We start from the raw sequence: 25,065 nt of genomic DNA, 5'->3' as shown, positions 1-25,065 counted from the left end.
GAAGTTTACTACAATCGTGTTAGAAAGCATTCGTCGAATGGATATCTGTCTCCAGTTATATTTGAAATAACTAGACCAATGAAAAAGGTCGGTTAATTGTGTCTATAAAATTGGGGGAAGATCATAATTTCATTATTCCATTTGCCTATTAGGTGAACTTTCCCAAATGAAAATGGATATTTTTTCTCTATCCATTTTTTTTGATCTTCTTCCATTACAAGAATTAATTCATAAAGCTTGACATGATCTATTGTTAATTGTTTTGCAATATGACCAGAAAGGTCTAGGTTTTTCTCATTGGCAACTTTGATTGAATTTAAATTCGCAGGTTCTCCAATCATTGCATATATGCCTGCAGAAGAAATATTAAAATTATCTAATTTAGAATTTTTTAAAATCTCTTTAAGCTTTATTTCAGCATAGGGGCTTCTACAAATATTTCCAATACATACCAATAAAACTGAATTTATTTTATTCATCTAAATTCTCTTTTTTAATTTTTAATAAATATTATTATATAATTAATATGCGTTTTTATTGAAAAATCCCTTGAATATTGTAAGAAATATAATTTTTATATCCAAAAAAACACTCCAGTTTTTAATATAATCCATGTTAAAATCAACTCTTTTTTGCATTTTTTCAACAGTATCCGTTTCACCGCGAGAACCATTTACTTGAGCAAGACCTGTGATACCTGGTTTAATAAGGTGTCTCTGCATATATAAAGTAACTAAATCTTTATAATACTCATTATGGCTTACTGCATGTGGTCTTGGCCCCACGATAGACATTTTTCCTTGAAGTACATTAATAAATTGCGGAAGTTCATCTAGACTTGTTCTTCTTAAAAAGCCTCCAATAATAGTTAGTCTTGGATCATTTTTTTGAGCTTGTTGTATCATATTTTTTTCAGGATGCATTTTCATAGATCGGAATTTGTAAACATTAAATACGTTACCGTAAATACCGTATCTTTTTTGTTTAAAAATAATAGGACCTTTACTAGTAGCTTTAATTGTAATTGCAATACCGATCATTAAAGGAGAAATTAAAATTAATATAAATAATGCGAGAGATTTATCTAAAATATCTTTTATAATAATAGATTTTCCTATGATTCTTGAATCTTCTAAATCTAAAATAGGGATATCTTCAATTTGTCCGATTGATGAAGTAATTACATTTAAAGCAAACATATCTGGCACATATCTTTTTGGAATAGGTTTATGACGTAATTCCCAAAGTAAGTCCTTAATTTCACCATCTAGACTGAGCGGTAAAGCAAACCAAATTTCTTCCACGGAATGCTCTTCAATCCATTTTGCTAGATCTTTTGGTTTATTATATATTGGAACACCATTAAAACTTCTTTGTTCAAATTCATTAGATTGTTCATGATTTATAAAGCCAATAACCCTATATCCTGTCCAAAGAAATTCTAAAAATCGAACATGTATTTTTTCTGCCATTTCTCCAGTGCCAATAATCAAAATAGATCTTGTATTAAAACTTCTTTTTCTTAAAAATCTAAGAGCAGTTAATAAAAGTAGTCTTGAAAAAATAAACATAAAAAATGAAGTAACAACAAAAACTGAAATCCAAGTAACTTTAAAAATAAATGTATTTTGATTTATAAGATAAACAATTGTTGAAAAAACTATAAAAAAGGAGATGTGTGCTAATATAATTTTTTTACATATTTGAATATAATTTGCTCTTCTAAAAGGAGAATAAACTCCGAAATAGGAAAGAAAAGGAAACATAAAAATTGAAACAACAATTAAATTTTTAAAAATTTGAGTAAAATTTAATACCTGATCTAAAACAAGAATTGATGATAAAACTTCGGAAATTGAAATTATAAAAATATCGGCTGATATAAGAAACAGGAAAAAGTAATAATAATTTTGCTTCAAAAAATTTCTATACATAATACACCAAAACAATGTTGTTAATATTTTATTTCAAAATCATGAGTACCATATTTTTATGTTTAAGTTCAAGTAAACTAGCAGTGTAAATAAATATAATTTCAAAATCAGCATAAGCTTAATAATACTTACTGAAGCACCTCTTGTAAACTTAATTAACATAAAGAAAAAAAATATATAGTTTTAAATCTAAAATTTTAAAAATACTAATATTTTTATTTGTAAATTTAAATATTAAAATTAGATTTCCTTCTTGTATTTATAACTGCACAAAAAAATTTAAAAAATTATATTTTTTTTTTATAAAAACTTAATACTTAAATTTTATTATTTATTTTTATAAATATTGCTACATATAAAATTTAAAATAGTTGATATATAAATTTATTATGCCATATAAATTATTATCTTAAATTTTATATTTATATATGTAAATTTAACTTCCCAAAAAAGAAAGAGGCAATAAATAAATTTTTATTGCCTCTTTCTTTTTTGGGATATAAAAAAACGTGAATTACGTTCTTGCATCATACCCACGGCGATTATAAGAACCCTCGCGTTTTCCTTCTTCACGAGGTCTTGCTTCATTAACTGTTAGAGGACGACCCATAAATGGTTTACCATTTAAGTTTTCTACAGCCTTGAGGGCATCATCTTCTTGTTCCATTTCAACAAAACCAAAACCTTTGCTGTGCCCTGTTTCACGATCTGTGACAACACGAGCGCTAGTAACAGCACCATAATTTGCAAAAGCTTGTGAAAGCTCAGCATCAGTACAACTAAAAGGAAGGTTTCCTACATATAACTTCTTAGCCATGAGACATGCCTCCAAGGAGCGTCCTCTTTATAAAAAGAGAATGAACGCAAAACTTCAAAATACACCAAGCAGAAACACCCCATTCGGTTTGATTTTTTTTAAACTTCAACCACGAATTGAGCGTGCTGGTGACATAAATACTACAAATCAAACAAGAAAAAGTCAATGTGTTTCACTTAGGAGAAGAGCTTGATGGATAAACAAGCTCCTCTGTAGAATCTTTTTCATTTAATTCCATTTGAGAGAGCTTGAATATTACTGTTTTATAATTAGTATCAGATTCATCTACCAAACTTAAATAAGTTTGCCATGATTTTTGAGCTGCATAAAAATTATGTCTCAAATTCTCAAGAACCCCATTTAAAAAATATAAGTGTGCTTGTGAAGGTGAATTGGCTATTGCTTTCATCAAAACATGATTAGCCAAATCATATTGATTACTTTTTATCAAACAATATGAATAATTATGTGCAATATAGGGATTCATATTATTTAATTCATATGCAGAATTAAAGTGTTTGCAAGCGGAATCATATTCTTTTTCATCGTAATCTATAATACCACTCCAAAGCTCGATATCACCATTTTTTGGAAATAATATAAGAGCTCTATTTAAAGTTTGTTTAGCACTTATTATGTTGCCGACACCACGATAGGACTTAATTTGTAAAACATACAAATAGGATAACTTTTCATTACATTTATCTATCCCTTTTGTTGCAACACTTAAAGCTAAAGAATAAGCCTTTTTATTATAATAATAATCACCAAGCACCATATAAATTGGAGACCATGTGTTAGAATATGTAACCAGTTTTTCTAAAATTTGGATAGCTTGATTCTCATCACCTTCTTGCAAATAAGCAATTGCTAAAATAAGTGATGCCTCCCTAAATGGAGACACTCCATAATCCTCATTAAGCGTTTTTGTCCTATTTCTTTCTAAATTATTTAAAATATTTTTATTTTTTTCTATTGCTTTTTGTGTATCTCCTCTTTGAAGATCATGAATCGTACTTGCAATAACATCAAGAATGCTGGGAATAGACTTAAATAATTCTGGGTCTAAAAAATTATCTTCTAATAATTTTTCCGTTTCTGTTTTAGGTTTTAAATAATTTAATATATCATATGGAGTAAATTTATCGCTCGCTAATCTTCTTTGCGAACGTATTGTAGATTCTGGATAATAGAAAAAAGGGCTGTAATAAGGTAAATTTAATAAGTCTGAATCTGCTTGAAATTCTGTATTATTGGTATCTTCTAATTCTTCAATTTTTTTTGTTGAAGAACATGAAATAAAAAAAATAAAGGGAATAATCCATATAAATATTTTATTTTTTATTTTCATTTTATACCTCCTGAATCAGAAACCTGACTCACTAATCCCATAGAAGAAGGTAAGTATTCTAATATAAACATTGATTTTTGATGATCTTGAATATTTGCTTGTGGAGAAACATTAAAATTTCTTTTAGAATATCGAGATAAAAGACTTGATAATAATAAATTATCATTAGATGAATTTTTAGAAATCGATAAAGCTCTATATAAATATTTTTTTGCTTCAGATTGCAACTGATTTGATTTTACTAAATAAATATCTTTTTTATCTTTATATTTATAAAGTTGAGAATAGGAATCGCTGATAATCAAACTCATTTTTCCTAATAGAGTACTTGTATGAGAAATTGAACTTTCTTGATTTTTATATTTCGATAAATAGTTTAATCTTTTCAGCATAAAATTTCTACTTATATCCATATTTAATATGTTCTTTAGATTTATTTCTGAAAAGTTTTTATTGCTATCCATCTCAAATTTTTCATTATCAAAATTATTTAAAGCGATAATTGCATCATTTGATAATGCCAAAATGCTTGAATTATTAATTTTATTTTTATTTAACAAATTAGATATATATTTATCAAAATTGGTTTCAGAATTATTTCTATTTTTAGATAAATATAACTCTGAAGTTAAAATACCAATAGTTGCTCTTTCTTTAATATAAGCAGAGATATTATTTTTTAAGGACAAATTTTTATAAATTTTAATAGCAAATGTATATTTTTTTTGTTCCAAAAATTTATCTGCTGCAGTTAGTTCTAATAGACCAACTTCATTTTTATCTATATTTTTTTTACTTTCTAAAATAGCTATTTTTTCAATAATTCTTGGAACGTTTTCATCTAACTGAATCAGGCTATAAATTTCAAAAGCCCTTTTTAAAGCAAATATCTTTTTTTCTAAATCTGGATATACATCATCATTAAAAGAAGATTTATCATATAGTGATGCTGCCATAGAAAACTGTAATGACATATCTGAAGCACGTGCTTTCCAATAAAAAATTTCATTTATTTTGCTATTATTTGGATAGGTATCAATAAAATACTCTGTAAGAGTTTGGACATGATCCCAGTTTTGAAGAAAAGCGAATTCATGAATTGAGATTAAAAGTCCATCACTAGAATTTAAATTATTTTTATAATTTTTTGACCATAATTCTAAAAATTTAGCTGAATTAACAAGCTCTCCTTTTTCCTTTAAATTACTTGCATGCTCTAAGGCTAATTTATAATTATTAATGATAATTACTTTATTTATTTCATCAGAAATTTTATTTTCTGATGAAATTTTTTCCAAAGAACCTGCCGCATCTGAAATAAATTTTTCTTTTGCACCCATTTTTATATATAAGTTTGCAAGAGCTAAAGAAACCTTATCTTTTTCTGCTTGAGACTGCTCCTTAAAATATAAAGGTGGAGAAGAAAGTATTTTTTCATATCGATTTCTTGCATTTTCATAATCATTTAATAATTCTGCTCGTTTTCCACATTCAAACAAAGAAAGCCTTGCTTGAGGATCGGAAGGAAAATGAGCAATAAAACCATCGACCGCTTTTTCATACTTTTTAAATTCTATGTTATCTGTAGAAGTGATATCCTCACTTTGCATTCGAGAAATATTTACCAATTGAAACCAAGATATTTTTAAATTATTTTGATCCAATGGGTGTTTAAGACTTTCTTCAGATGCATCCCAAGCTAAATTGTAATCTCCAGCCATCATTAAAGATTGTGCATAAGACTGAAATAAAACACCTCTCAAATCTCCTTCAAAATTTTCTAAAATTCTTGCATGATAAATTTCTGCACTTTTTAAAAAATGACTTCTTGATTTTGTTGAAATCCCTAAATTATAATAGTAACTTCCTGACTGTAATGAAAGATTTTGAATCATTGATCTTCTATTTTCTTCTTCCATTTCTGTCAAAATATACCTTGATTTCCATAATGAATCCTTTGCAATAAAAGCAGTACCATAATATGCTATTTCATTGTATTTATTTATATTATCTAACTTATTTAATGCAACTAATCTTGCTTTCACAAAATCAGGAAACAATCTTGTTGATAAATAATATTTTTCAATTGGAGCGGCGTATTTTTCAACATCAATAGAGAATCCTGCTGCTATATAATAATAAAATGAATTTATAATCATTTTTTTAGCAAAATCACCTGCCGCTTTATCTTGCGCTAAAGTAATATAAAAATTTGGATCTTTTCTTTCATATAATGATAATGCTCCCACTCTTATGACATCTTCTATTGCTATTTTAGGAAGAAGATTATGATATCTTCCTCTTTCTCTTGAAAAATCTTGAGCATATTCTGTTGCTAAAACATAATCCGCATTTCTATAGGAAGACCAAATTAACCTTAATTTTATTTCACCTATTAATAATGCATATTTATTTTCACTATAACCTATAAAATTTTTACTAAATTTTAATGCATTTTTATATGAAATATTTGCTTCACCAAAGTGAAATAATTCAAACTCAGCATCACCAAAACCAATATAAGATCTTATAATTTCTTCTCTATATTCTTCCGATTCTAATTTTATTTTCATAATATTATTAAAATATATTTTTGCTGATTGATATTTTTCGCTTTTTAATGCAAGATCTCCAGCAAATAAATTCATTCGAACATAAAGTCTTTTATTATCTTCTGAGTTGGTTAAAACTTTTAAACCATTATCTAATATTTCTCTACTCTTTTCAGCATCAGTTCTTTTAGTAATATATGAAAATAAAGCTAATTTAAAACAAGCTTCAGAATAGGGTAATTTACTATTTTTTTCTTTTATAATATTTTTTAATATTTCAATTGATTTATTTAGTTTTTCTTCTTCAATTTTATTATTTTCCTGAAGTTCATAATTATCAATTTCATCATAATTTTTTTCATTTGAATTAATTTCTCTTTTAAACTCTTCTTTCCAGGTTAAAAAATGTAAATCAAAAATATCTCTAAATATTTTTTTAATTTGCTGATCATTTCTAATATTAAACTCTTCTTTTCTAGTGATTAATTTTGTGTCATCATTAAGAATAGGAATAAAATAATTTTCTTCTGAATAAATTAAATTATGAATAAATATTAAAAAAATGAAGAATATTTTTTTCATCGCATTAAGTCCATATTTAAAGATTGGCGTAAAGAATTTAACCAATTACTTCTTTCTTCAGAAGCTTTTTTAATTTCTTCATCTCTATCCCTTTTTAAGTCATAAATACCTTTATTATGATCTGATAAAGATATATTTACGTAATCTTTAAATTCTTTTGCCCTTGGATCAATTTGATTAACTAAATCTTTTGAAATTGATCCATACTCATTTAAAATAGATTTTTTTAATTTTTCGAGTGTAATTTCTTCTTGAATCGTATGATTATTAATTTGTTCAACTTTATTTAATATTTCTCTTCTTTCATTAATAATTCTGTCTTTTATATTTGAAATTGCGATTAATAATTGCTTATAGGAAGAAAATAAATTATCCCATGAATTTCTTGTTGCTTCTAAAATTTCGTTATCCCCAATAGAATAAGCTTCTTCTCTATTTCTTAAATGAAGTTGATATATATTATTCATTGTTGATTCTACAATATTTGATTGTTTTTCAAAAACCAATGAAGAAGATGGTTTTAAACTCCTAGATAATTGAAAAATTCTTTCTTCTATAGTATATTTAATCAAATCTTTATACAATTTATCAAAAGCAAATTTTGAATAATTTTTTTCTAAAATGTCAATATCCTCATTTTCAGCTTTTTTTGGAATTTTATTATCGTTTAATGTAAATAAGTAATTAATACTTGACATTTCGGAGTTCATATTATTCATATTACGACTCAAACTTTGCAAAGCTCCTGGAAGCTTTGGATTATAAATTTTATCATCAATTTCTGATTTTAATTTATATTTACTAATATCATCATCCATAGAAATAAATCTTTTAATGAGCTCAAATCGATTTTGTTTAGCGAAATCGATTCCCGGTTTTTTCAAGTTCCAAAATTGATATTCAAGTTTATCTAAATCTAGAATAATTGTTTTAAACTCTTCTAATATCTTTTTTAATTTAGTAAGTGATGATATTGCTCTAACTTCTATAATACCACTATAGGTATATTCAGCTACATTAATTGCATTCGCTAAATCTGATCTTATTATAGAAATTTCATTATCTAAATGATAATATGCCCTTCTAAAGCTTAAAGCATTAGTAACTAATTCATTTTTTATTCCATACTCTTCTGCAAGGCTTGCTAAAGCTAAGATATTTTCAACACCTTCTTCATTTGATTTAGAATAATCACTTTTTATTTTTTCTAAAAATGAAATATCAGCTTCCGTTTCACTTAATAATTCTATTAGTTGAACTTCAGCTTCATAATTTCTTTTAGATGTTTTAGAAAGAATTTTAGCCAAAATAAACTTAGAAGTTTTTACTTCATTATTTCTTTCATATAATTTCTCATCTTTTAAATTTATTATTTCTTGATTTCCATACTCAATTGCTTCTTTGTATTGTCTTGCGCTTTCGAGGTAATTTTTCCTTAAATATAATACATGGGCATACTCTAAATGAGATTTTCTTTTTTCTTTTTCTAATAGTTCAATTCCAGTTATTTTATTTTCAATTAAAATATCATGATACCATGTTTCTGCCGCCATTAAATTAAACATAGAGGCATGAAAACGAGCTAAACAAAGTCTTGCAATAATTCTACTCATATCATCTTTTTCAAAATATTTTAAGTTTTCACCATATCCTTTAAAGTCACCAGAAAGAAATCGAATTAAAGACAATGCTTCTTCTTTTTTTCCGATTTCATACTTTAAAAGAGAAAGCGCTAAATAAGCTTTTGCAATATAATTGTTCCCAGATTTTGTATGACCAATTGCTTCTTCTAAATAACTTATAGCATTTATATTATTTAAATATAAATTACGGAGCGCAAGAGAAATATATATTGCACCCATAATCATATTTTTTGAATCTCTTTTAATAACAGGAGAATTGCTCCAAATAATTAAATTTTCTTTGAAATCTGAAAGAGTATTATTCTCTTTTCTAATTTTAGTTTCTTGCAAAAATTCCATTGAACATGATAATCGCCATTTATCTGGAAAAAGATCTTCTTCATATCCACCAATAACCAACATTTTTAAACATATATTATTTGTGACATTATGATTTTTAAGCTGACGATTTGCTTCAAATAATATTTGATTTGCCCAAGAAATATAACCCCTATTTCTTGGATCTATATATTGCATTTCTTTTTCAACGATATTTATTGCTATCAATGGATCACCCAGATAAAGATGATCTTGCGCTTTAAGTAAATTCATTTTTACACGAACAACATCATTTCTTAATCCAAGAGGAGATTTTTCTAATATATAATTATTAGATTCTGGGTCGGATACATTTGAAATATAAGATAGACCCAATATTTTTCCTTTTATAGAATTTAATTGAGTATCAATACTTCTTATTTTTTTCCATTGTAATACTCTTATACTTTCAACATCTGAAAAAATACTTTCTTCTGATGCAGAAAGTTCAAAATCTTTACTGTATGTATTTTTAAAAATAAAAAAGTGAATAATAAGAATAATTAAAATTTTTCTCATTATAAATTTTCCTTAAGCTCTTCTTTTTCTATTTCGAACTCAGGAATTTTTGTTAATTTATTTTGTTTTAGAATTAATTTTATATTATGTATAGCTGAACTTAATGTTCCTATAATTTCAATATTTTTATCAATTGCCCATTTTCCTTGTGGTAATACATAAGGCCAATTATTATTTAATTGGCCAACTAGAGCATGAACTTTAATATTGTATACTCCCACAGGAAGAGGGCCATTAAAAATGGGTAAATTGATATTTTTTTCAAAAAAAACAGGTTTTGAATAATGTATAATTGAAATATTATTCATGATTGCAGATAATTCTATAAATCCAAATTGAGAATTTTGCTTTTCATAATTTGATATAACTTCTATTTTAAGCTCAATTCGATCTTTAAATTTTGAAATTAAAGCATCTTGTAAAGATAATATCTTCGATCTCATTTCTTTATTTTTATCTTGAAGCTGAGATATTTTTTTAGATATTTCATCGGCGGTATTTATTTCATTATTTTCACCAATTATTAAATAGGGATCTGGCGGTAAATAATTTGTTTCTGCTTTAGCATTAAAACTAGTTATTAATAATAAGTATTTAAATATTTTTATTTGATGAAATGTATTTCTTTTTAAATAATTCATAATAACCTCGACATATTTAGTATTTCACTAAAAACGACTAGGCTATTGCATAAAAATTACTTTAAATGATGAGTTTTTGACAGATGAGTTTTTTCAAATCATTTTTATTCTATTAGTCATTGGATTTTCGCAGTTTTGAGAAAACTCATAAACAGAGTCTCTTAATTCTACAACGGTTCGTGCTCTCATAGACAATCGCCAAAAATGATGTCCAAACTGAAACCAACGAGCGCCTGTTGCAGTATAAAATCTAAACTTCTCTAAAATATACTCTTCATCTTGAAAATAATCAGCAAAAATAGAGATTAATTTTAAGCAAGCTTTTGCATACTCCGCTCCTTCTTCTTCTGGAGTATTTGGAGCTTTAAAACCTTCATAACCTAGGGGTGTTTCTTTATTGCCTAGTAATTCTGAGATTTGCCATAAAATCCAGGGGCGAGCTGTTGCTGCTCTTGCAATCATGGCTCCGTCCACTCCATATTCGTTTAATAGGCAGATAGCATCTTGAGCTGTTTGAATATCTCCATTTGCTATAACTGGAATTTCTAACAAATTTCGAACCTGAGATACGAGTTTCCAATTTGCATCACCACTATGTTTTTGCGCCCTTGTTCTGGCATGAATGGTAAGAAAATCAGCGCCCGCATTTTGAAGGGTTTCCGCAAATGAATATAGATATTCAAAATTTTCTTCTTCTGAAATACCTCCGCGTAACTTTACACTTACAGGAATAGGCGAATGTTTTTTAACAATACGAACAACATCTGCAGCATAATTTTTATCGCCCATTAATCGAACACCCCAATTGTGCTTTAATGTATGAGAAACAGGGCATCCCATATTTATATCAAATCCCCACGGCATTTTTGTCATAAGTTTTTCTATACTGGGAGCAATAAATCTTTCTTCATTTCCTAAAAGTTGTGGTATAAAATAAGATTCATTTATAGCTGTTTTTAATTCATTTGTCGTTTCTAATTTTTCATTCGGAATTTTTCGTGTGGAAAGCATTTCGGTAAATTTTAACGCGTTTATATTAGGTGGAGTATAGCTCTTAATCAATTCACGAAAAGCGACATGAGATAACCCAACCATAGGAGCAATAAAAAAAGGAAAATCAATCCTTAATTTTGCTAATCTAGAATGAGAAAAGATAGAAGAATGATTGCTCATGAAAACTCCAAAAAAAGCACGAAGCAGAAGGAATCAACTTCTATTATATTAGACAAAAATAAAAGCTATTTTTTGTTAGAATTAAAATTGAGCACCAATTTTTAAGTGAATTGCCCCTTTAAATTTTAAATAACCTGTAAAATTAGACTCTTGAATTCTAGTAACACAATTCGGCGGGGAACTAGAATTTAACGCCTCTGCTGGTGAAACGCACCCTGACGATCCAGAAGAAGGATCTTTTAAAGGATAGCCGTAGTCTAAATTGATAGTGGCATAGTTTCCTAAAATAAGGCGAAAACCTATTCCAGTAGAAACATAAGCTTCTTGCCAATATTGCTGAATAAAATTAAGGTTTTGAAAATTTACTGGGCTAGGTGTAATTAAGGAAGCGGCATCAGGTACACATTGAGTTGTAGAAGCTTGGGCAGCAGAAACTTGACTGTTCATTTGGGCATTTATTTGATTTGTTTCTTGCTGCGTAAAGTAATTTGCTGCAGAATCCGCAAATAATACCATTCCAAAAACTTCATTAAATCGATATCTTGTTTCTGCTTTCATATACAACAAATTTGTTGCGCCTAAAGAAGCTAATTGGGTGTTGCAATTTGCTACACCATTATTTGCATAATGAATCCATAACAAAGGACCTGGAGGTGTTCCAGATTCTGGGAAACCTCTAACGAGTGCAGCATCAGACAAAGTAGATCGCCTTGAAGCTGGAGGCGTTACAGTAGAACCGCTCTCATTTACGGTATCTGTTATAAATTTACCGCCAATAGAAATAGCTCCACTGAGCTTTTTATAAATTGGAAAAAAAGAATCCACAGAAAAATTATACCTATTAAACTGAACTTGTGATCCTAATCCAAATCGAGCGAATCCACCCTGTATATTATATAAAGATCCCGATGTAGGCCATGCAATATTGTTTCTTGTATCTAAAGTAATACTAGAAAGTAATTCTTTTATCGAGATAGAAGGACTTTCTATTGTTTGAACAACTGCGCTTTCAGAGCTTGTAGACTTAGAATTTTCTTGAATAATGGACTGTCTAAAAGTCCAGTTTAAATCAAAAAAGGAGGGTTTCCATTCACCACTTAAATTAATTGTAAAATATTCGCGGTTTGTAAGTGATTCTGCTGCAACTTGATAACCAAATGTCGAACTCATATCAATTGGAGTAACAATAGGACCTAATTTAAAGAGTGACTCAGAAAGACCTAAACTTATTTGCCTTCCTAATATTTGTCTTGTTTCTGATGAAGCAAATGTTTGCTGTTGCTTTTCTTGTGAAACAGAAGCGTTTGAAAAAAATCTTAAACCATCATCATTCAGTTTATTTAAAGTAAAATCTACTGCAAAAATATAACCACGATATGTTGAAAACTGTGGCGATAATCCTAATGAATAACCTGTTTTTGCTCGAGCATGTATTATTATATCGATACGTAAATCTTTTCTTTCCAAAGCCGAGTTATCTAATGCTTCAACATAAACTGAGGAAAACAAATCATGTTTCAAAATTCTTAATCTTGCATTATCAAAACTTTCTTGAGAAAAAACATTTCCTGATTCTAAATTAGATGAAGAAATGATGGCATTATTTTTTCCAATAATATCACTATCAACATAAATCTTACGAATACGAACGATGGGCCCAGGAATTATATTAAATGTTAAATCAATTTTTTTTATTTCAGAATTCGATGACACTAAATTTTGATTTATTAATATTTGATTATATAAATATCCTCGTAATAATAATTGCCTTCTTATTTCATCTATATAGTTTTTTCTTTTTAAATAGCTTAATGCAGCACCTGGTTCTAATATTAAAGCTAATTTCTTTTTATCAAATTCAATACCTTTAGGTATTCCATCAATTTTAATTTCATTAATTGTATACTTACTTCCCCTGTCTATTCTAAAAATTAAATTCATTTCTGATTTATCTTGAGAAGGTATAAAATCTGGCATTGCTACTTGAACATCAGCATATCCTTCTTCTAAATATAAATTTCTCAATTTATCTCTATAATCAGAAATATTATCTTTTGAAAAAGGGATTCCTGTTGAAAAAAAACCTTTTTCAAGTCCAATATACTCTAATACTTTATCTTCACTAACAGGAAGAATTCCTATAAAGTTTATTTTACCAATTTTTACAAGAGGTCCTTTTTTTAATAAAAATTTAAGTATTGTATTGCCACTTTTATCTACTATTCTTTCAGGTCCTGAAATATTTGGAAATGCATATCCTTGTTTTTGATAGAAACTTGTTAATATTGTTAATAAATCACTATCAGACATTAAAATAATATCTGAATAGGTTAGACCTTGTTTAGTTATTAAAAAATCTTGATTTAATAAGCCGCTATCCTGATCAAAAATTTGAAAAGTTGTTTTTGGCCCTCTATCAATTTGGAGAACAATTTTAGCACTTTCTTTATTAGCAGAATAAGAAATATCCTTTATCTTAACATTTGCTTGTAAATATCCCTGTTCTAAATAATTTTCTTTTTGTATTTCTAAAGTTTCTCTAATAGATTTAAAATCACAGATTGAACCGGTTTCTATTGGCACAGTTAAAAAATTTAGAATATTTGAAAAAGAATCCTCAATTAAAACTTGATCTACTCTACAAGGGTTCTTTTTTTCAATATTAAAATTTACTTGAACATATTCACTAGAAACTTCATTTACAGTAACTGAATCAATTTTGGCATTTAAATATCCATGCTCAAATAAATTTTTTTCTAATTTTTCTTTATCAGATTTTAAAACAGATTCGTTAAAAGGTTGCCCCTTTTGCGTCGATATAATCCTTAAATATTCTGAGGATTCATAATTAGAAAGACCATTCATAATTACTTCTTGGATGCGTTTAATTGTATTTGCTTTTGCAACAAATATTAATTCATTATCAACGGTGAGTAATTTTTCTACCTCAACATTTTGATACAATTTAGTTTCAATTAATTCAGAAATAATAGCTTCATCTAACTCATTTAACGGAACATTAGATAATGTATTTAACATATCTGAATAAAATTCTGTTTCTTTACCATCTACAAATAAATGAACCTCAACACTTTTTGCTTTTTCAGACGGTTCTACTAATTTGTTTCTACCAATCTGTGAAAAAACAAAAATATTAAAATTAAACATTAAGATTATGATAATATATTTTATAAATTTATTGACTTCCAAATCGAAACCTCAATCCACCTGTTAAATCATCTCTAGATTGTTGCTGTGTTGTAACAGATGGATTTGTCAATGAATAAGAACTAAAAAGACTAATCACATCATTTAAAAAATAATTTGCGTAAATTATTTGTGATGGCCCTGCATCTCCTGTTGGAGCTTGATAACTTACACCAAGATTGATTCTTTCTGTAACAGAACGACTTGCCGTTGCTCTCCAACTATATTGTCCATTTTGTGAAATAGGAACCACATTAATATTATCAACAAGACCCCCTGTTACCGTACTTAAGGTATTATTTAAAAAACCGAGATCTGCAACACCGCCACCAAAAAAAGAAAAAACACTCGTCGAAGCAGACAAAAGGTTTCCACTTGAACTTTGAGTTGGAATTTGCCCTGTTGAAATTATCGAAATAATATCTGTTTGATTCATTCTATCCCCATTTGGAAGATTTGGAGGTAAAATACTTAAATCAATTTTAGGATGACTGAATCTTCCATTTAAAGTTGCTGTAATTGTATACGAAGCAATTCTAGATTCCATTTGAATATCAATATTTGGATCATATTTTTGCATTTCAATAAAATTAAAATCACCTCTTTTTACTTCAAAACGACTTTTTAATAAAAAAAGATTTGCAGAATCTGTTGTAAAGTTACCTACCAAAACAGGGTTAGAGGAATCACCAGATAAGTTAACAGAAGGTGAGGTAGAAAATCTTCCCCGAACACATTGTGTTTGCATTATTAATGAATTAATTCCCTGAAAATTAACATTAAAGCTAGCAAAGGGATTATTTGATGCCAGTTGAGGATTTACATTATTTGTTATCGCAATAATTTGATTTGCAATTTCACTACAACCAATATCCTTAAATATTCTTAATTTTTTAAAATTAACATCGCCACTTATACTATATGGTTTTTCATTTCCTGAAAATAAAATATCAGCATCAAAATTTGTATCTACTAATTGAAATATTGGAATTTGTAATCTTAAGTCTGCATTTCTAGCAGAAAATTTAAAAAATAAATTGGGAGATTCTGGATTTTCTTTAAATAAAGTAGAAAAATCAATACTTCCTGCGCCATTAACAGTGCCAGTTCCTTTTGCGGCATTAAATGTATTTAGCTCAAGTTTATTTCCATTAAATTCTAGCCTTCCATATAAATTTGTAAAAGCAGGTTGATAGTTTTTAAGAGATAAAACTTTTGCATCTAATACTAATTCACCTGTTGTTTTTATATCATTTAATTTCCCATTTATATTAAATTGTCCATTTAAAATACCTTCAGATGGACCAAAAAAATCAGCCATTTGATCAACTTTATTTAAGCTTGCATTAATATATATTGAAGTATTAATATGATTTTCAAAGAAATTAATATTGCTTTTACCAATCTCAAACTTTCCTAATTGACCATTAAATGAAAGGGGAGCTAGTTTTAGTTCTTTGCCATCAAATGATATTTCATTATTGTTCGATAATTCAAATAACATTTTTCCTAATTGTAAATTTCCAGATTCAATAATTCCCTGTCCCTTCCAATTATGAATCCAATTCATATCATGAAAACTATGAAACGGGGTTTGTCCGTTCATTTTAATGCTTGCTGAAAACTGAGAAAATAAGCCATACTGAGCCCTTAATTCCTCTGTTAAAAAAGCTGTTGCGTCAAAATCTAATAAATCAATATTTAAAAATGACTGTCCCTGAATATTATTAGGCATAATATATTTTATTAATAATTGAATGCTAAATGATTTTAAATCAAAAATAATCTGTTTTTGATCATTTGGATAAGCATTGAAAGAAAAATCACCAATATGAAAATCATTATATTTAAATCTATAAACTTGAGAATTCATATATCCACCAAGATTATCCCATTTTCCTGTCATTTGAATATTTGAATTTAAAGAGCCCTGTATTTTTTTATCTTTATCATTTGAAAACATTCCTAAAGGAACATTATTAAATTTTGCTCTAAAAACAGCATCATCAAATGAAAAGCGAATTAATTCTATCAAAACAAAAGGCAAAGAGCTTGAAGATTCTTCCGCATTATTTTTTTCTTTTAATCCTGTAAAAGATAATAATGAATTAGAACAAACTCCAGAAATACAGTTTAAATTTATTTTTGATTTTTTAACTTCTCCATTTATTAATTTTAAATTATCAACTTCTGAATTTAAATTTAAATTCCAAGTAGAAAGATGGAGTAAAAGACCAGACATATTGACACTTAATTTATTTATTTTTCCTGAAGAATTATGAAAAACTGAATTTAGCCAATAAGAGCTTGAATAAGATAAAACCGATAAATCTGCTGCATCGGAATAAGCTACAATTTTAGAATTTAAATTATTATATTCAACATTAGCCTCTTTTAAATAAATATTTAAAAATTTTAATTTATCGCTATCACTTAGCACTATAATAGAATCTTTTGCCAAAACACCAATTGAATTTAAGCCTAATTTTCCTTTATAATTATGAAATTTTAAACCAAACATTTCTCCATCATTAGCTTCAGCTTCTCCTTCAAAAACAACATCAGTTGATCCAGGTTTTACAGTTACATCTCCTGTAAAACTACCAATTCCTGTTGTTTTAAATTTTAAAAAATAATTTAATACAGATAAATTTATTTGGCTTCCAATTAAATTGGTATTTACAGCTATTCCTTTATCTTGAGTAAAATCAATGAATCCTTTTTTAATATCAACTTCACCTTGATCTCCCAATTTTGCTTTTGTTATGTAGGCTTTAGTGTTATCCATAACAAGTCCCAAAACACTCGCTGTTAAGTTCAAATCAAAATCAATATTTGGAATAGGATCGCGGCCCACTTGATCAGGAAAAGATGTCACAATCATATTACTTGCAGAGCCTTTTCCATTTGCGAATAATTCAAAAACTTTTTTATGATCTGGACTTAGAATATATCCTGAGACAAGCATTTCTTTAGAATTCATTAAAAACTCTATCGGAGTAAATGGTACCCCTAGGCCATGAATTAATTCCGCAAATGAAAATTTAATAAGTTCTGCTTTATTTTCAAAATAAAATTTATCATATAACTGAAATATGCCTTTAGCTAAAATTTTACCTTCTTTTAAAGTTTTAATTTTTGCATTTGAATAATTAATTGTTCTATCTTTAAAATAAAGATCCGCTTCACCTGAGTATATGTCAAATTGTTTTAATTTAAAATCATTCCATTTTATTCTTCCATTGAAAATAGGTTCATCTGTAATTTTCTTTCCAGAAATTACAATACCAGAAAGAACGGCCCTCCCAGACGAACTCATTTCTAAAAGGTGAAAAACTTCTTTTGAATTCAAATCTAATTTTTTAACATTAGCTACATAAGTAGAATCAAGTATATTACTAGAAATAATTCCTCTTAAATCAGTATGTAGTTCAGCTAAATTGCTTTTTAATTCCAATTTTTCTATTAAAAAAGATCCGTCAGAAGCTATTAATAAATTAATATCAAGCAAGTTTATGGATACTCTATCATGCAGCCAAGGAAAAATGATTTCAGAGTCTGTTAAAAGAATATTTGATTTTAGAGCTGGTAATCCTTTTTGATTAACAGATTTTTTTAATTCTAAATGTGAAATTGTAATTTTTTGATAATTTTTTTGCTCTTTTGAGCCTAAGCTAAATTTCAAATTAATAGCTTCAATTTCAAAAGGAATATGATTCATATTTTCTTGAATTAATTTTGGAATATCTATGTCTTCATTATCATTTTTATTAATATTTAAAAATTCTGGTATGATTAATTTATTTGAGGAATCATAAGAAAGATTTAAATCACTGCCTCTTAATATAATTTTTTGAACAACAGGCATTCTTTTAATATAAGAAGAAAAAACATCAAAAGATATCGTAAGCTGATTTAAGCTTAACTTAAATTCTTTTAAGGAGTCATCTTTTTTTTCTTTTTCTTTAATATATACCTCATTAAGATTTAAAGACCCACTTAGAAAGTTTAAACTTAATGAACCTAACCCCAATTCTAATTTCTGCTTATTGAAGTAATTTATATTAATATATTCAACTATAGCATGTTGCACAGTCTGACTATTTAAAACAAAAAAGACAACAGCGTTAAAAGATATAAATGAAACTATTAAGAATATAATCACTCGTTTTAAAAACTTAATCACTAAAATTCATCCTTCGTAGAAGGTTTAATTTAACTTTTATGATAGCATTCGCTTTCATAAAGTGCGCGTGAGTTTTGACCTTATGCTCACACTTTGTTATGGACTACCCACCGTATTCTGTCGAGGAGGTTACGAAACATGGGATGGCTATCGCGCGAACCAGCAAAACTTCAAGATGTATCAGAGAAAAAATCTCTGCCAAGTGGCGTTTGGGAAAAATGTCCTTCATGCTCCGAAATTGTTTTAATATCTGATCTTGAAGAAAACCATCTTGTATGTCCAACTTGTAGCTACCACCATAGGCTACCTGGAGAACACCGCATTGAACTTCTTATAGATAATAATACATTTTTTGAATGGGATCATACTTTATGCAGTACGAATCCACTTGAGTTTGATGATGGGCGCTCTTACCAAGACCGTTTAATAAATATGGCAAAAAAGACAAAAAAATATGACGCTATTTTAACTGGCGCAGGATTGATGAATGACAGACCAATTGCAATTGGTGTGTTAGATTTTTTCTGGATGGGTGGCAGTATGGGTTCTGTTGTTGGAGAAAGAATTCATAGAATGTTTGCAAGGGCTAGAAAAAATAAAATGCCAGTCCTTTTGGTAAGCAGTAGTGGTGGAGCCCGAATGCATGAAGGACTTATATCCTTAATGCAAATGGCAAAAACATCGGCAGCAATTGCTTTGCATAAAGAGGCTGGCCTGCCTTTCATTAGTATCCTTTGTGATCCAACTACAGGCGGAGTTGCGGCAAGCTTTGCTATGTTAGGTGATGTAAATTATGCAGAACCTAAATCAACAATTGGCTTTGCTGGAAGAAGAGTAATTGAAAATATTATTCGACAAAAGTTACCAGATAATTTTCAAACAGCTGAATTTTGTTTTGAACATGGAGTGGTTGATAGAATTGTGAAGCGTCCTGAAATGAAAGAAACGCTTACAAGAACATTAAATATTTTATGTGGCCCTATTGCTAAAAAGAAATAATTAAAAAGTAATTTTAAAAATATGACTTACAAATTACCTTCACTAAGTAATGTGAAAAAAAACTCAATTTTAGAACCTTACTTTGATAGAGTGAGAGGCAAAATTATTCCTGGAGCTCATAGACTTCAAATACTTTTGCAAGATTGGATTGAAGAGGGAATCTTTCAAATTCCATCTGTTTTAGTTACAGGAAGTAACGGTAAAGGTACAACATGTGCTTTTATAGAATCTATTTTGAGACATCATGATTTAAAAACAGGATTATATACTTCTCCTCACTTAATTCATCCAAATGAAAGAATTAGAATAAACGGAATTCCAATTAGCGAAAACATTCTGGAAAATAATTTAAATATTATTATAAATATTACAAAAGAAAGACTTCCAGATGCGAGTTTATTTGAAATTCTAACCGCAACTGCTTTACTCACTTTTTTAAAAGAAAAAATTGATTTTCTTATATGTGAAGTTGGTTTAGGAGGTCTTTATGATAGCACCAATAGCATATCTCCCTTAGTAAGTGTCCTTACAAGTGTAAGCTTGGAGCATACCGATTTTTTAGGAAAAACATTAAAAAAAATTGCCTCTGACAAATCATTTGTCTCAAGAAGAAATAAACCTTTTATTGTCAACAATATTTCGGAAGAAGCATTAGAAGGGTTATTGGAAACGACTCAAATTACGGGTGCAAATATTATTCATACCAAAGAAAAGTTAACTCAAATATTTGAATACCAAATAACTCACACATTAACTTCACAACCAAAAAATAACTTTAATTTTGCAAAATTAAATATAATTAATTTAAGAACTGCTTTACATACTATAGAAAGTATAAAAAACGAATTAAAACAAGTATTAAATAAAAATTTTGAAATTAGCCCAAAAATTCTTGAAAAATCTATTTTAAATACAGAATGGCCTGGACGTTTTGATATCAGAAAAATAAATGAAAGAACTGTTATTTTTGATGCATCTCATAACCCAGAAGGTTTCCAATATTTTGTAAATGAATATTTTCAATCTCCCTTTTCAAAAGAAAAATGCATTTTAATTTTTGCTAGTTTAAATGATAAAGATTGGAAAAAAACGATTTCTTTAATACCTGAAATTGCAGATTCCGTTATTTTTACAGAAATTTCATCTCAAAGATCTGAAATTTCTGAAAATATTTCAAATTATTTTAATATGTTTAAATCTAAGTATGATAGTATTTCGTGTTCATCAATTAAAAATTTAGATCTTGCATTAGAAACAGCTATGAATCAAAGACACGATTTACCTATTGTGATTACAGGATCCATTGCTTTTATTGGAGCTGCTATGGAACGTTTTGGAATTTCCTTTCATCGAGGAATTGAGTGAAAATAAAAAAGCAATTTATAAAAAAAACATTCATTATTATAAATCTTACTTTTATTTTTTCATTTATATTTAATAATAATTCACAAGCTCAAAGTATTCAAAATTCAAATCAATTACCAAATTGGTTATTTTATGATGCAGATGAAATTAAAATTAATAAAAATTCTGAAACTTTCAGTTTTGAAGGAAATGCTATAATTCTAATAGGAAATATTTATATATCTGCAAATAAAATAATAAGTCAGAAAAAAATTGGACTTATTACAGCCGAAGGTAATGTTAATTTAATAAATAACAAACAAAAAGCATTTGCATCAAGAATAATCTTTGATATAAATACAAAACAATTTAGAATGGATGATGCACAAATTTTTTCAGATCCTAAAGTCACTGAAGAAAAAGTGTCTGAAATTACTTTAGGTTTAACAAAAGCTGAGATAGCATTTGAAAAAGCAAAAGAAAAAAGAACAAAAGAAATTGAAAATGATTTAAAATCAATTAGAGAAGAATATTCAAAACTTTTAAATTTAAAAAATATAAAAAAAAAGAACGATACAGTTTATACTTCGCAATTATCTGAACTTAGAAGTAAATATAGTCGATTATTAGCAAGACTTACCCGTACACAGCTCCAACCGAATGCAATACTCGCATCCTTACCGGAGAAAGATCGAGAAAAATTAATAGAAAGAAGACAAGCTGTAGAAAAATTTAATAAAGACAACCCCGAAATGGTGGATCAAGTTGTTAACTTTTCAGCAATTAAAGGCTACGTTAAAGTAGCTGCTTCACAAATTATTCAAAAAGATAATAAAACATTAATTTTAAATAATGCAATAATAACTCCTTGTAACTGTAGCCCATATAATGAACCACCTATTTATGGTTTTAGTACTCAAGATGCTAATATAGAAATAGATAATTATATTACAATGAGAGATGTTACCTTTGATCTATTTTCAATTCCTGTTTTCTATTCACCTTGGTTAAAGTTTCCAATTAAAAATAAAAGAGAAACTGGATTTTTACCTCCTAATACATATACAAGTACAAATGCAGGTACAGCGACAACAGTTCCTTTATTTATAGTAATGGGACCCTATGCTGACAGTACAATTTCTTATGAATATTTTAGTAATAGTGGATCACAAATTACAGGTGAATTTCGTTTTCAGATAGAAGAAGATAGTCAGTTAAGAACAGAAGCTAAATTTATAAAAGACAAAAATTATCAAAATAAATGGGACACAAATAACTCAAATGTAAATAATACTATTGCACAAAGTTCTGATCCTGCAACACAATCTATGTATAATAGCTTTAGAGGAAATAGACTACAAGATAGATGGTACTCAGGTAGCTCAATTAATATTCCAATTCTTGAAAAAGCAGCCTTTAAAACAAATGCTGAATTTGTAAGTGATAATACTTATCTTTCTGATTATTCTAGCAACAATCCAAATATCAATCCAGCAGCCGCTGTTTATGGCGATACTTCTTCGGCATCTAGAAGATTTTTGAATCAAGAATTATCAACCGAATTTTATGGAGATAATATAACCATCTCTGCTCAAGGACAAACAACAAAAGACCTTTTCGCACCAGATGCATCAACAACTCCAGATAAAACTCCAAAAATAGAAATTGACATTCTCCCTGATCGTTACTTTAATTTACCACTAATATTTAGTAACAGCTCGACATTTGAAAATATTTCAAGAAAAAACCAACAAAATTTTATTCCAATTGCGCAAAATGTTTTTTCCCCTTTAGGTTCAAATCAAACAAGCAGCTATGTTCCTGGTGGCCAAAAAAATCCAAATGACCCATATGCTCAAGGTAACAGAGTATTTACCTCATCAACCGTATCTTTACCTATTCCAGCAAATGAATATGTAAATGCTAATATATCTGCAACTGCTGTAGGGACTCAATATTATTTTCCGGATTCATTTCCTTACCAAGATGTTCAGCCTTATTTGGGATATTTAATATATAAAGCTCATTTAGATGTTCCTTTATATTCCGCTTTAAATTTAATTAATGATGATAACTCTACTAAAGGAAAAATAACTCAAAATTTTATACCTTTTGTAGATATAAACCATATCCCATCCGTAACAAGAAGCTCAAATTATCCTAATACATACCAACTTTGGTATGACCAAGATAAATCAGTAAGTTCTTCAATTATAAATTTTGGAGCATCTCTTTCTTGGACTATTGAAAAAGAAGAATTTGTTGAATCAAAAGATCCCATTTCAAGACTTCCTATTAATGAAGAACCAGGTGTAGCAAATCTTAGTTTTTTTAACGAAATAATAAATGATAATAATTTAAATATTTCCTCTAATTCTAATGAAATTTATCAATTTTCATCTGACTCAAATGCATCTAAAATATTTGATTTATGGGCAAAAAAAGAATTAGATAATTATTATGAAAAAATTTCATCAAACGAATTTAAGCAAAACTATGTTTGGCCTTCAGGAAGCTATTATTCTAAAAACATTATTTGGAAAATGACTCCTTTATCTCTTTCTGTTTCTACAGGATATAATTTAATGGCAGATAAAACTGCGAATGAGACAAACTCTTTAGCAGGCCCAACCGTTTCTCCTGTTCCAGCACAAAAGTATACCGATATTTCTGCATCAGCTACGGTAGATTTAAATCCCATAATCCCAATGAAAGGTGTTTTTTCAACAACTTATAATCAATATTATCATAGAATTAATACAACAGCATTGTCCGTAACTGCAGAACTACCTTATGGTTTAAATATTTCTTATACAAATAATCAACAATTTGTTATTGATCCAACCAACCAAAACCAGAATAGTTTTATAAAAAAGACACAACAAACAGCCGGAGTCGCTTATACTCCTTTAACATGGTTGCAATTTGGTTATCAGTGGTCTGAAAATACAGACCCAACAGCCACAAATACGGATTTAAGTAATGGCAAAGCCTATGGTTCATCATATAATATATCCTTTTTAAATTTACAAAATTGTTTGGATCTTTCGATTGCAAGAAATAAGCCTGCTGGTGTTCCTGAAAATTTAGCGACATATGCTTTGACACTCACTTTTAGGTTTTTTGGTTATACTCAAACCACCCCACAACTTGGCGATTATATTAATAGAAATCTTACGAATTGAATTTTGTCTGAAATGCTTTACAAATCTTATTAACCTATGCTAACCAAATAACCGTGTGTTCTGGCCGTAGCTCAGCTGGATAGAGCATCGGATTTCTAATCCGATGGTCGCGTGTTCGAATCGCGCCGGCCAGGCCACACAAAAAATACTTCCTACTATCATATTAATATTGCTAGGCAATTCTTTCTACATTCTTCCTTAAAAAATTCCGATAAAACCTACGGTGGGTATTTTAACCCAAACTGGAGGTTGTTTAGTGCTATTTTCAAAAAAAGGCCCTAAAAAGATTAATTATAAATATAAAGATCATTTAAAAAAGAAATTTTTTGATACTCATACGATTTTATATATCTCTAAAAAAACAGGTAAAACACACATTTTTCAAATCCCTGGAATATTACCTCCATTTATTTTATTAATCTCTACATCTATTTTAACTATAGCAATATTAATGACAGCAAATTATATCATAAATAAGAAAACAACTCTGGAACTAGAAAATCTAAGAGATGAAAGCCTTGGACTGCAAAGCGAAGTGGAAGCATTAAATTTAAAAATTAGAAATATACAAGACA

General features: G+C 28.1%; 14 protein-coding genes and 1 tRNA gene. 5 read left to right on the top strand and 10 right to left on the bottom strand.

Translation table 11 applies throughout. The annotated features are described in order from the left end of the window. Nucleotides 1-92: 92 nt before the first annotated feature. The 10 genes from ACIQ56_RS03790 to ACIQ56_RS03745 form a co-directional block, all read right to left on the bottom strand. Entirely contained in the window at nt 93-479 is a 387-nt protein-coding gene (locus ACIQ56_RS03790) for a low molecular weight protein-tyrosine-phosphatase (protein ID WP_397599742.1), read from the bottom strand. Nucleotides 480-521: 42 nt separating this feature from the next. Continuing rightward, complete coding sequence (locus ACIQ56_RS03785) at nt 522-1,919, bottom strand: undecaprenyl-phosphate glucose phosphotransferase (protein ID WP_397599741.1); 1,398 nt, start codon at nt 1,917-1,919, stop codon at nt 522-524. 529 nt (nt 1,920-2,448) lie between these two features. Next, nucleotides 2,449-2,751: an RNA recognition motif domain-containing protein gene (locus tag ACIQ56_RS03780; RefSeq protein ID WP_397599740.1), complete on the bottom strand. Its 303-nt coding sequence runs from the start codon at nt 2,749-2,751 to the stop codon at nt 2,449-2,451. Between the two features lie 172 nt (nt 2,752-2,923). Beyond that, on the bottom strand, nt 2,924-4,102 hold the full coding sequence (locus ACIQ56_RS03775; protein WP_397599739.1) for a tetratricopeptide repeat protein: 1,179 nt from the start codon (nt 4,100-4,102) through the stop codon (nt 2,924-2,926). Further along, nucleotides 4,099-7,236, bottom strand: a complete 3,138-nt coding sequence (locus ACIQ56_RS03770; RefSeq protein WP_397599738.1) for a tol-pal system YbgF family protein — start codon at nt 7,234-7,236, stop codon at nt 4,099-4,101. The genes ACIQ56_RS03775 and ACIQ56_RS03770 overlap by 4 nt, the downstream gene beginning before the upstream one ends. After that, nucleotides 7,233-9,755, bottom strand: a complete 2,523-nt coding sequence (locus ACIQ56_RS03765) for a hypothetical protein (RefSeq protein WP_397599737.1) — start codon at nt 9,753-9,755, stop codon at nt 7,233-7,235. Before ACIQ56_RS03765 ends, ACIQ56_RS03770 begins: the two co-directional genes overlap by 4 nt. Beyond that, nucleotides 9,755-10,396 carry a hypothetical protein gene (locus ACIQ56_RS03760; protein ID WP_397599736.1) on the bottom strand — a complete coding sequence of 214 codons (642 nt, stop codon included), beginning with the start codon at nt 10,394-10,396 and terminating at the stop codon, nt 9,755-9,757. The genes ACIQ56_RS03765 and ACIQ56_RS03760 overlap by 1 nt, the downstream gene beginning before the upstream one ends. Before the next feature lie 93 nt (nt 10,397-10,489). After that, nucleotides 10,490-11,569 (bottom strand): tRNA-dihydrouridine synthase family protein, encoded by a 1,080-nt coding sequence (locus tag ACIQ56_RS03755; RefSeq protein ID WP_397599735.1) that lies wholly within the window; start codon nt 11,567-11,569, stop codon nt 10,490-10,492. A gap of 81 nt (nt 11,570-11,650) precedes the next feature. Then, entirely contained in the window at nt 11,651-14,779 is a 3,129-nt protein-coding gene (locus ACIQ56_RS03750; protein WP_397599734.1) for a POTRA domain-containing protein, read from the bottom strand. Next, entirely contained in the window at nt 14,766-18,962 is a 4,197-nt protein-coding gene (locus ACIQ56_RS03745; RefSeq protein ID WP_397599733.1) for a translocation/assembly module TamB domain-containing protein, read from the bottom strand. The genes ACIQ56_RS03750 and ACIQ56_RS03745 overlap by 14 nt, the downstream gene beginning before the upstream one ends. Before the next feature lie 138 nt (nt 18,963-19,100). On the opposite strand from ACIQ56_RS03745, the gene accD reads away from it, so the two are divergent. The 5 genes from accD to ACIQ56_RS03720 all read left to right on the top strand — a co-directional run. Beyond that, complete coding sequence (gene accD, locus ACIQ56_RS03740; RefSeq protein WP_397599732.1) at nt 19,101-19,961, top strand: acetyl-CoA carboxylase, carboxyltransferase subunit beta; 861 nt, start codon at nt 19,101-19,103, stop codon at nt 19,959-19,961. 21 nt (nt 19,962-19,982) lie between these two features. Next, complete coding sequence (locus ACIQ56_RS03735) at nt 19,983-21,326, top strand: bifunctional folylpolyglutamate synthase/dihydrofolate synthase (RefSeq protein ID WP_397599731.1); 1,344 nt, start codon at nt 19,983-19,985, stop codon at nt 21,324-21,326. Continuing rightward, the gene (locus ACIQ56_RS03730; protein ID WP_397599730.1) at nt 21,323-24,490 is read left to right on the top strand and encodes an LptA/OstA family protein; all 3,168 of its coding nucleotides are present in this window, start codon (nt 21,323-21,325) and stop codon (nt 24,488-24,490) included. The genes ACIQ56_RS03735 and ACIQ56_RS03730 overlap by 4 nt, the downstream gene beginning before the upstream one ends. A gap of 60 nt (nt 24,491-24,550) precedes the next feature. Beyond that, a tRNA-Arg gene (locus tag ACIQ56_RS03725) sits at nt 24,551-24,627 on the top strand. Between the two features lie 119 nt (nt 24,628-24,746). After that, nucleotides 24,747-25,065, top strand: a 319-nt coding sequence (locus tag ACIQ56_RS03720; RefSeq protein WP_397599729.1) for a hypothetical protein, incomplete at its 3' end; no start/stop codon positions are given.

It is taken from the genome of Silvanigrella sp., assembly GCF_044369315.1.
Taxonomy (GTDB): domain Bacteria; phylum Bdellovibrionota_B; class Oligoflexia; order Silvanigrellales; family Silvanigrellaceae; genus Silvanigrella.
The sequence above is the reverse complement of the archived record's forward strand: the minus strand, read 5'-3'. Positions and strand labels throughout refer to the sequence as shown.

What these genes read in the sequence shown, in the direction of transcription:
- ACIQ56_RS03770 (WP_397599738.1), bottom strand. Translation starts at nt 7,236, where the DNA reads ATGAAAAAAATATTCTTCATTTTTTTAATATTTATTCATAATTTAATT.
- ACIQ56_RS03735 (WP_397599731.1), top strand. Translation starts at nt 19,983, where the DNA reads ATGACTTACAAATTACCTTCACTAAGTAATGTGAAAAAAAACTCAATT.
- ACIQ56_RS03765 (WP_397599737.1), bottom strand. Translation starts at nt 9,755, where the DNA reads ATGAGAAAAATTTTAATTATTCTTATTATTCACTTTTTTATTTTTAAA.
- ACIQ56_RS03780 (WP_397599740.1), bottom strand. Translation starts at nt 2,751, where the DNA reads ATGGCTAAGAAGTTATATGTAGGAAACCTTCCTTTTAGTTGTACTGAT.
- ACIQ56_RS03790 (WP_397599742.1), bottom strand. Translation starts at nt 479, where the DNA reads ATGAATAAAATAAATTCAGTTTTATTGGTATGTATTGGAAATATTTGT.
- accD (WP_397599732.1), top strand. Translation starts at nt 19,101, where the DNA reads ATGGGATGGCTATCGCGCGAACCAGCAAAACTTCAAGATGTATCAGAG.
- ACIQ56_RS03760 (WP_397599736.1), bottom strand. Translation starts at nt 10,396, where the DNA reads ATGAATTATTTAAAAAGAAATACATTTCATCAAATAAAAATATTTAAA.
- ACIQ56_RS03775 (WP_397599739.1), bottom strand. Translation starts at nt 4,102, where the DNA reads ATGAAAATAAAAAATAAAATATTTATATGGATTATTCCCTTTATTTTT.
- ACIQ56_RS03755 (WP_397599735.1), bottom strand. Translation starts at nt 11,569, where the DNA reads ATGAGCAATCATTCTTCTATCTTTTCTCATTCTAGATTAGCAAAATTA.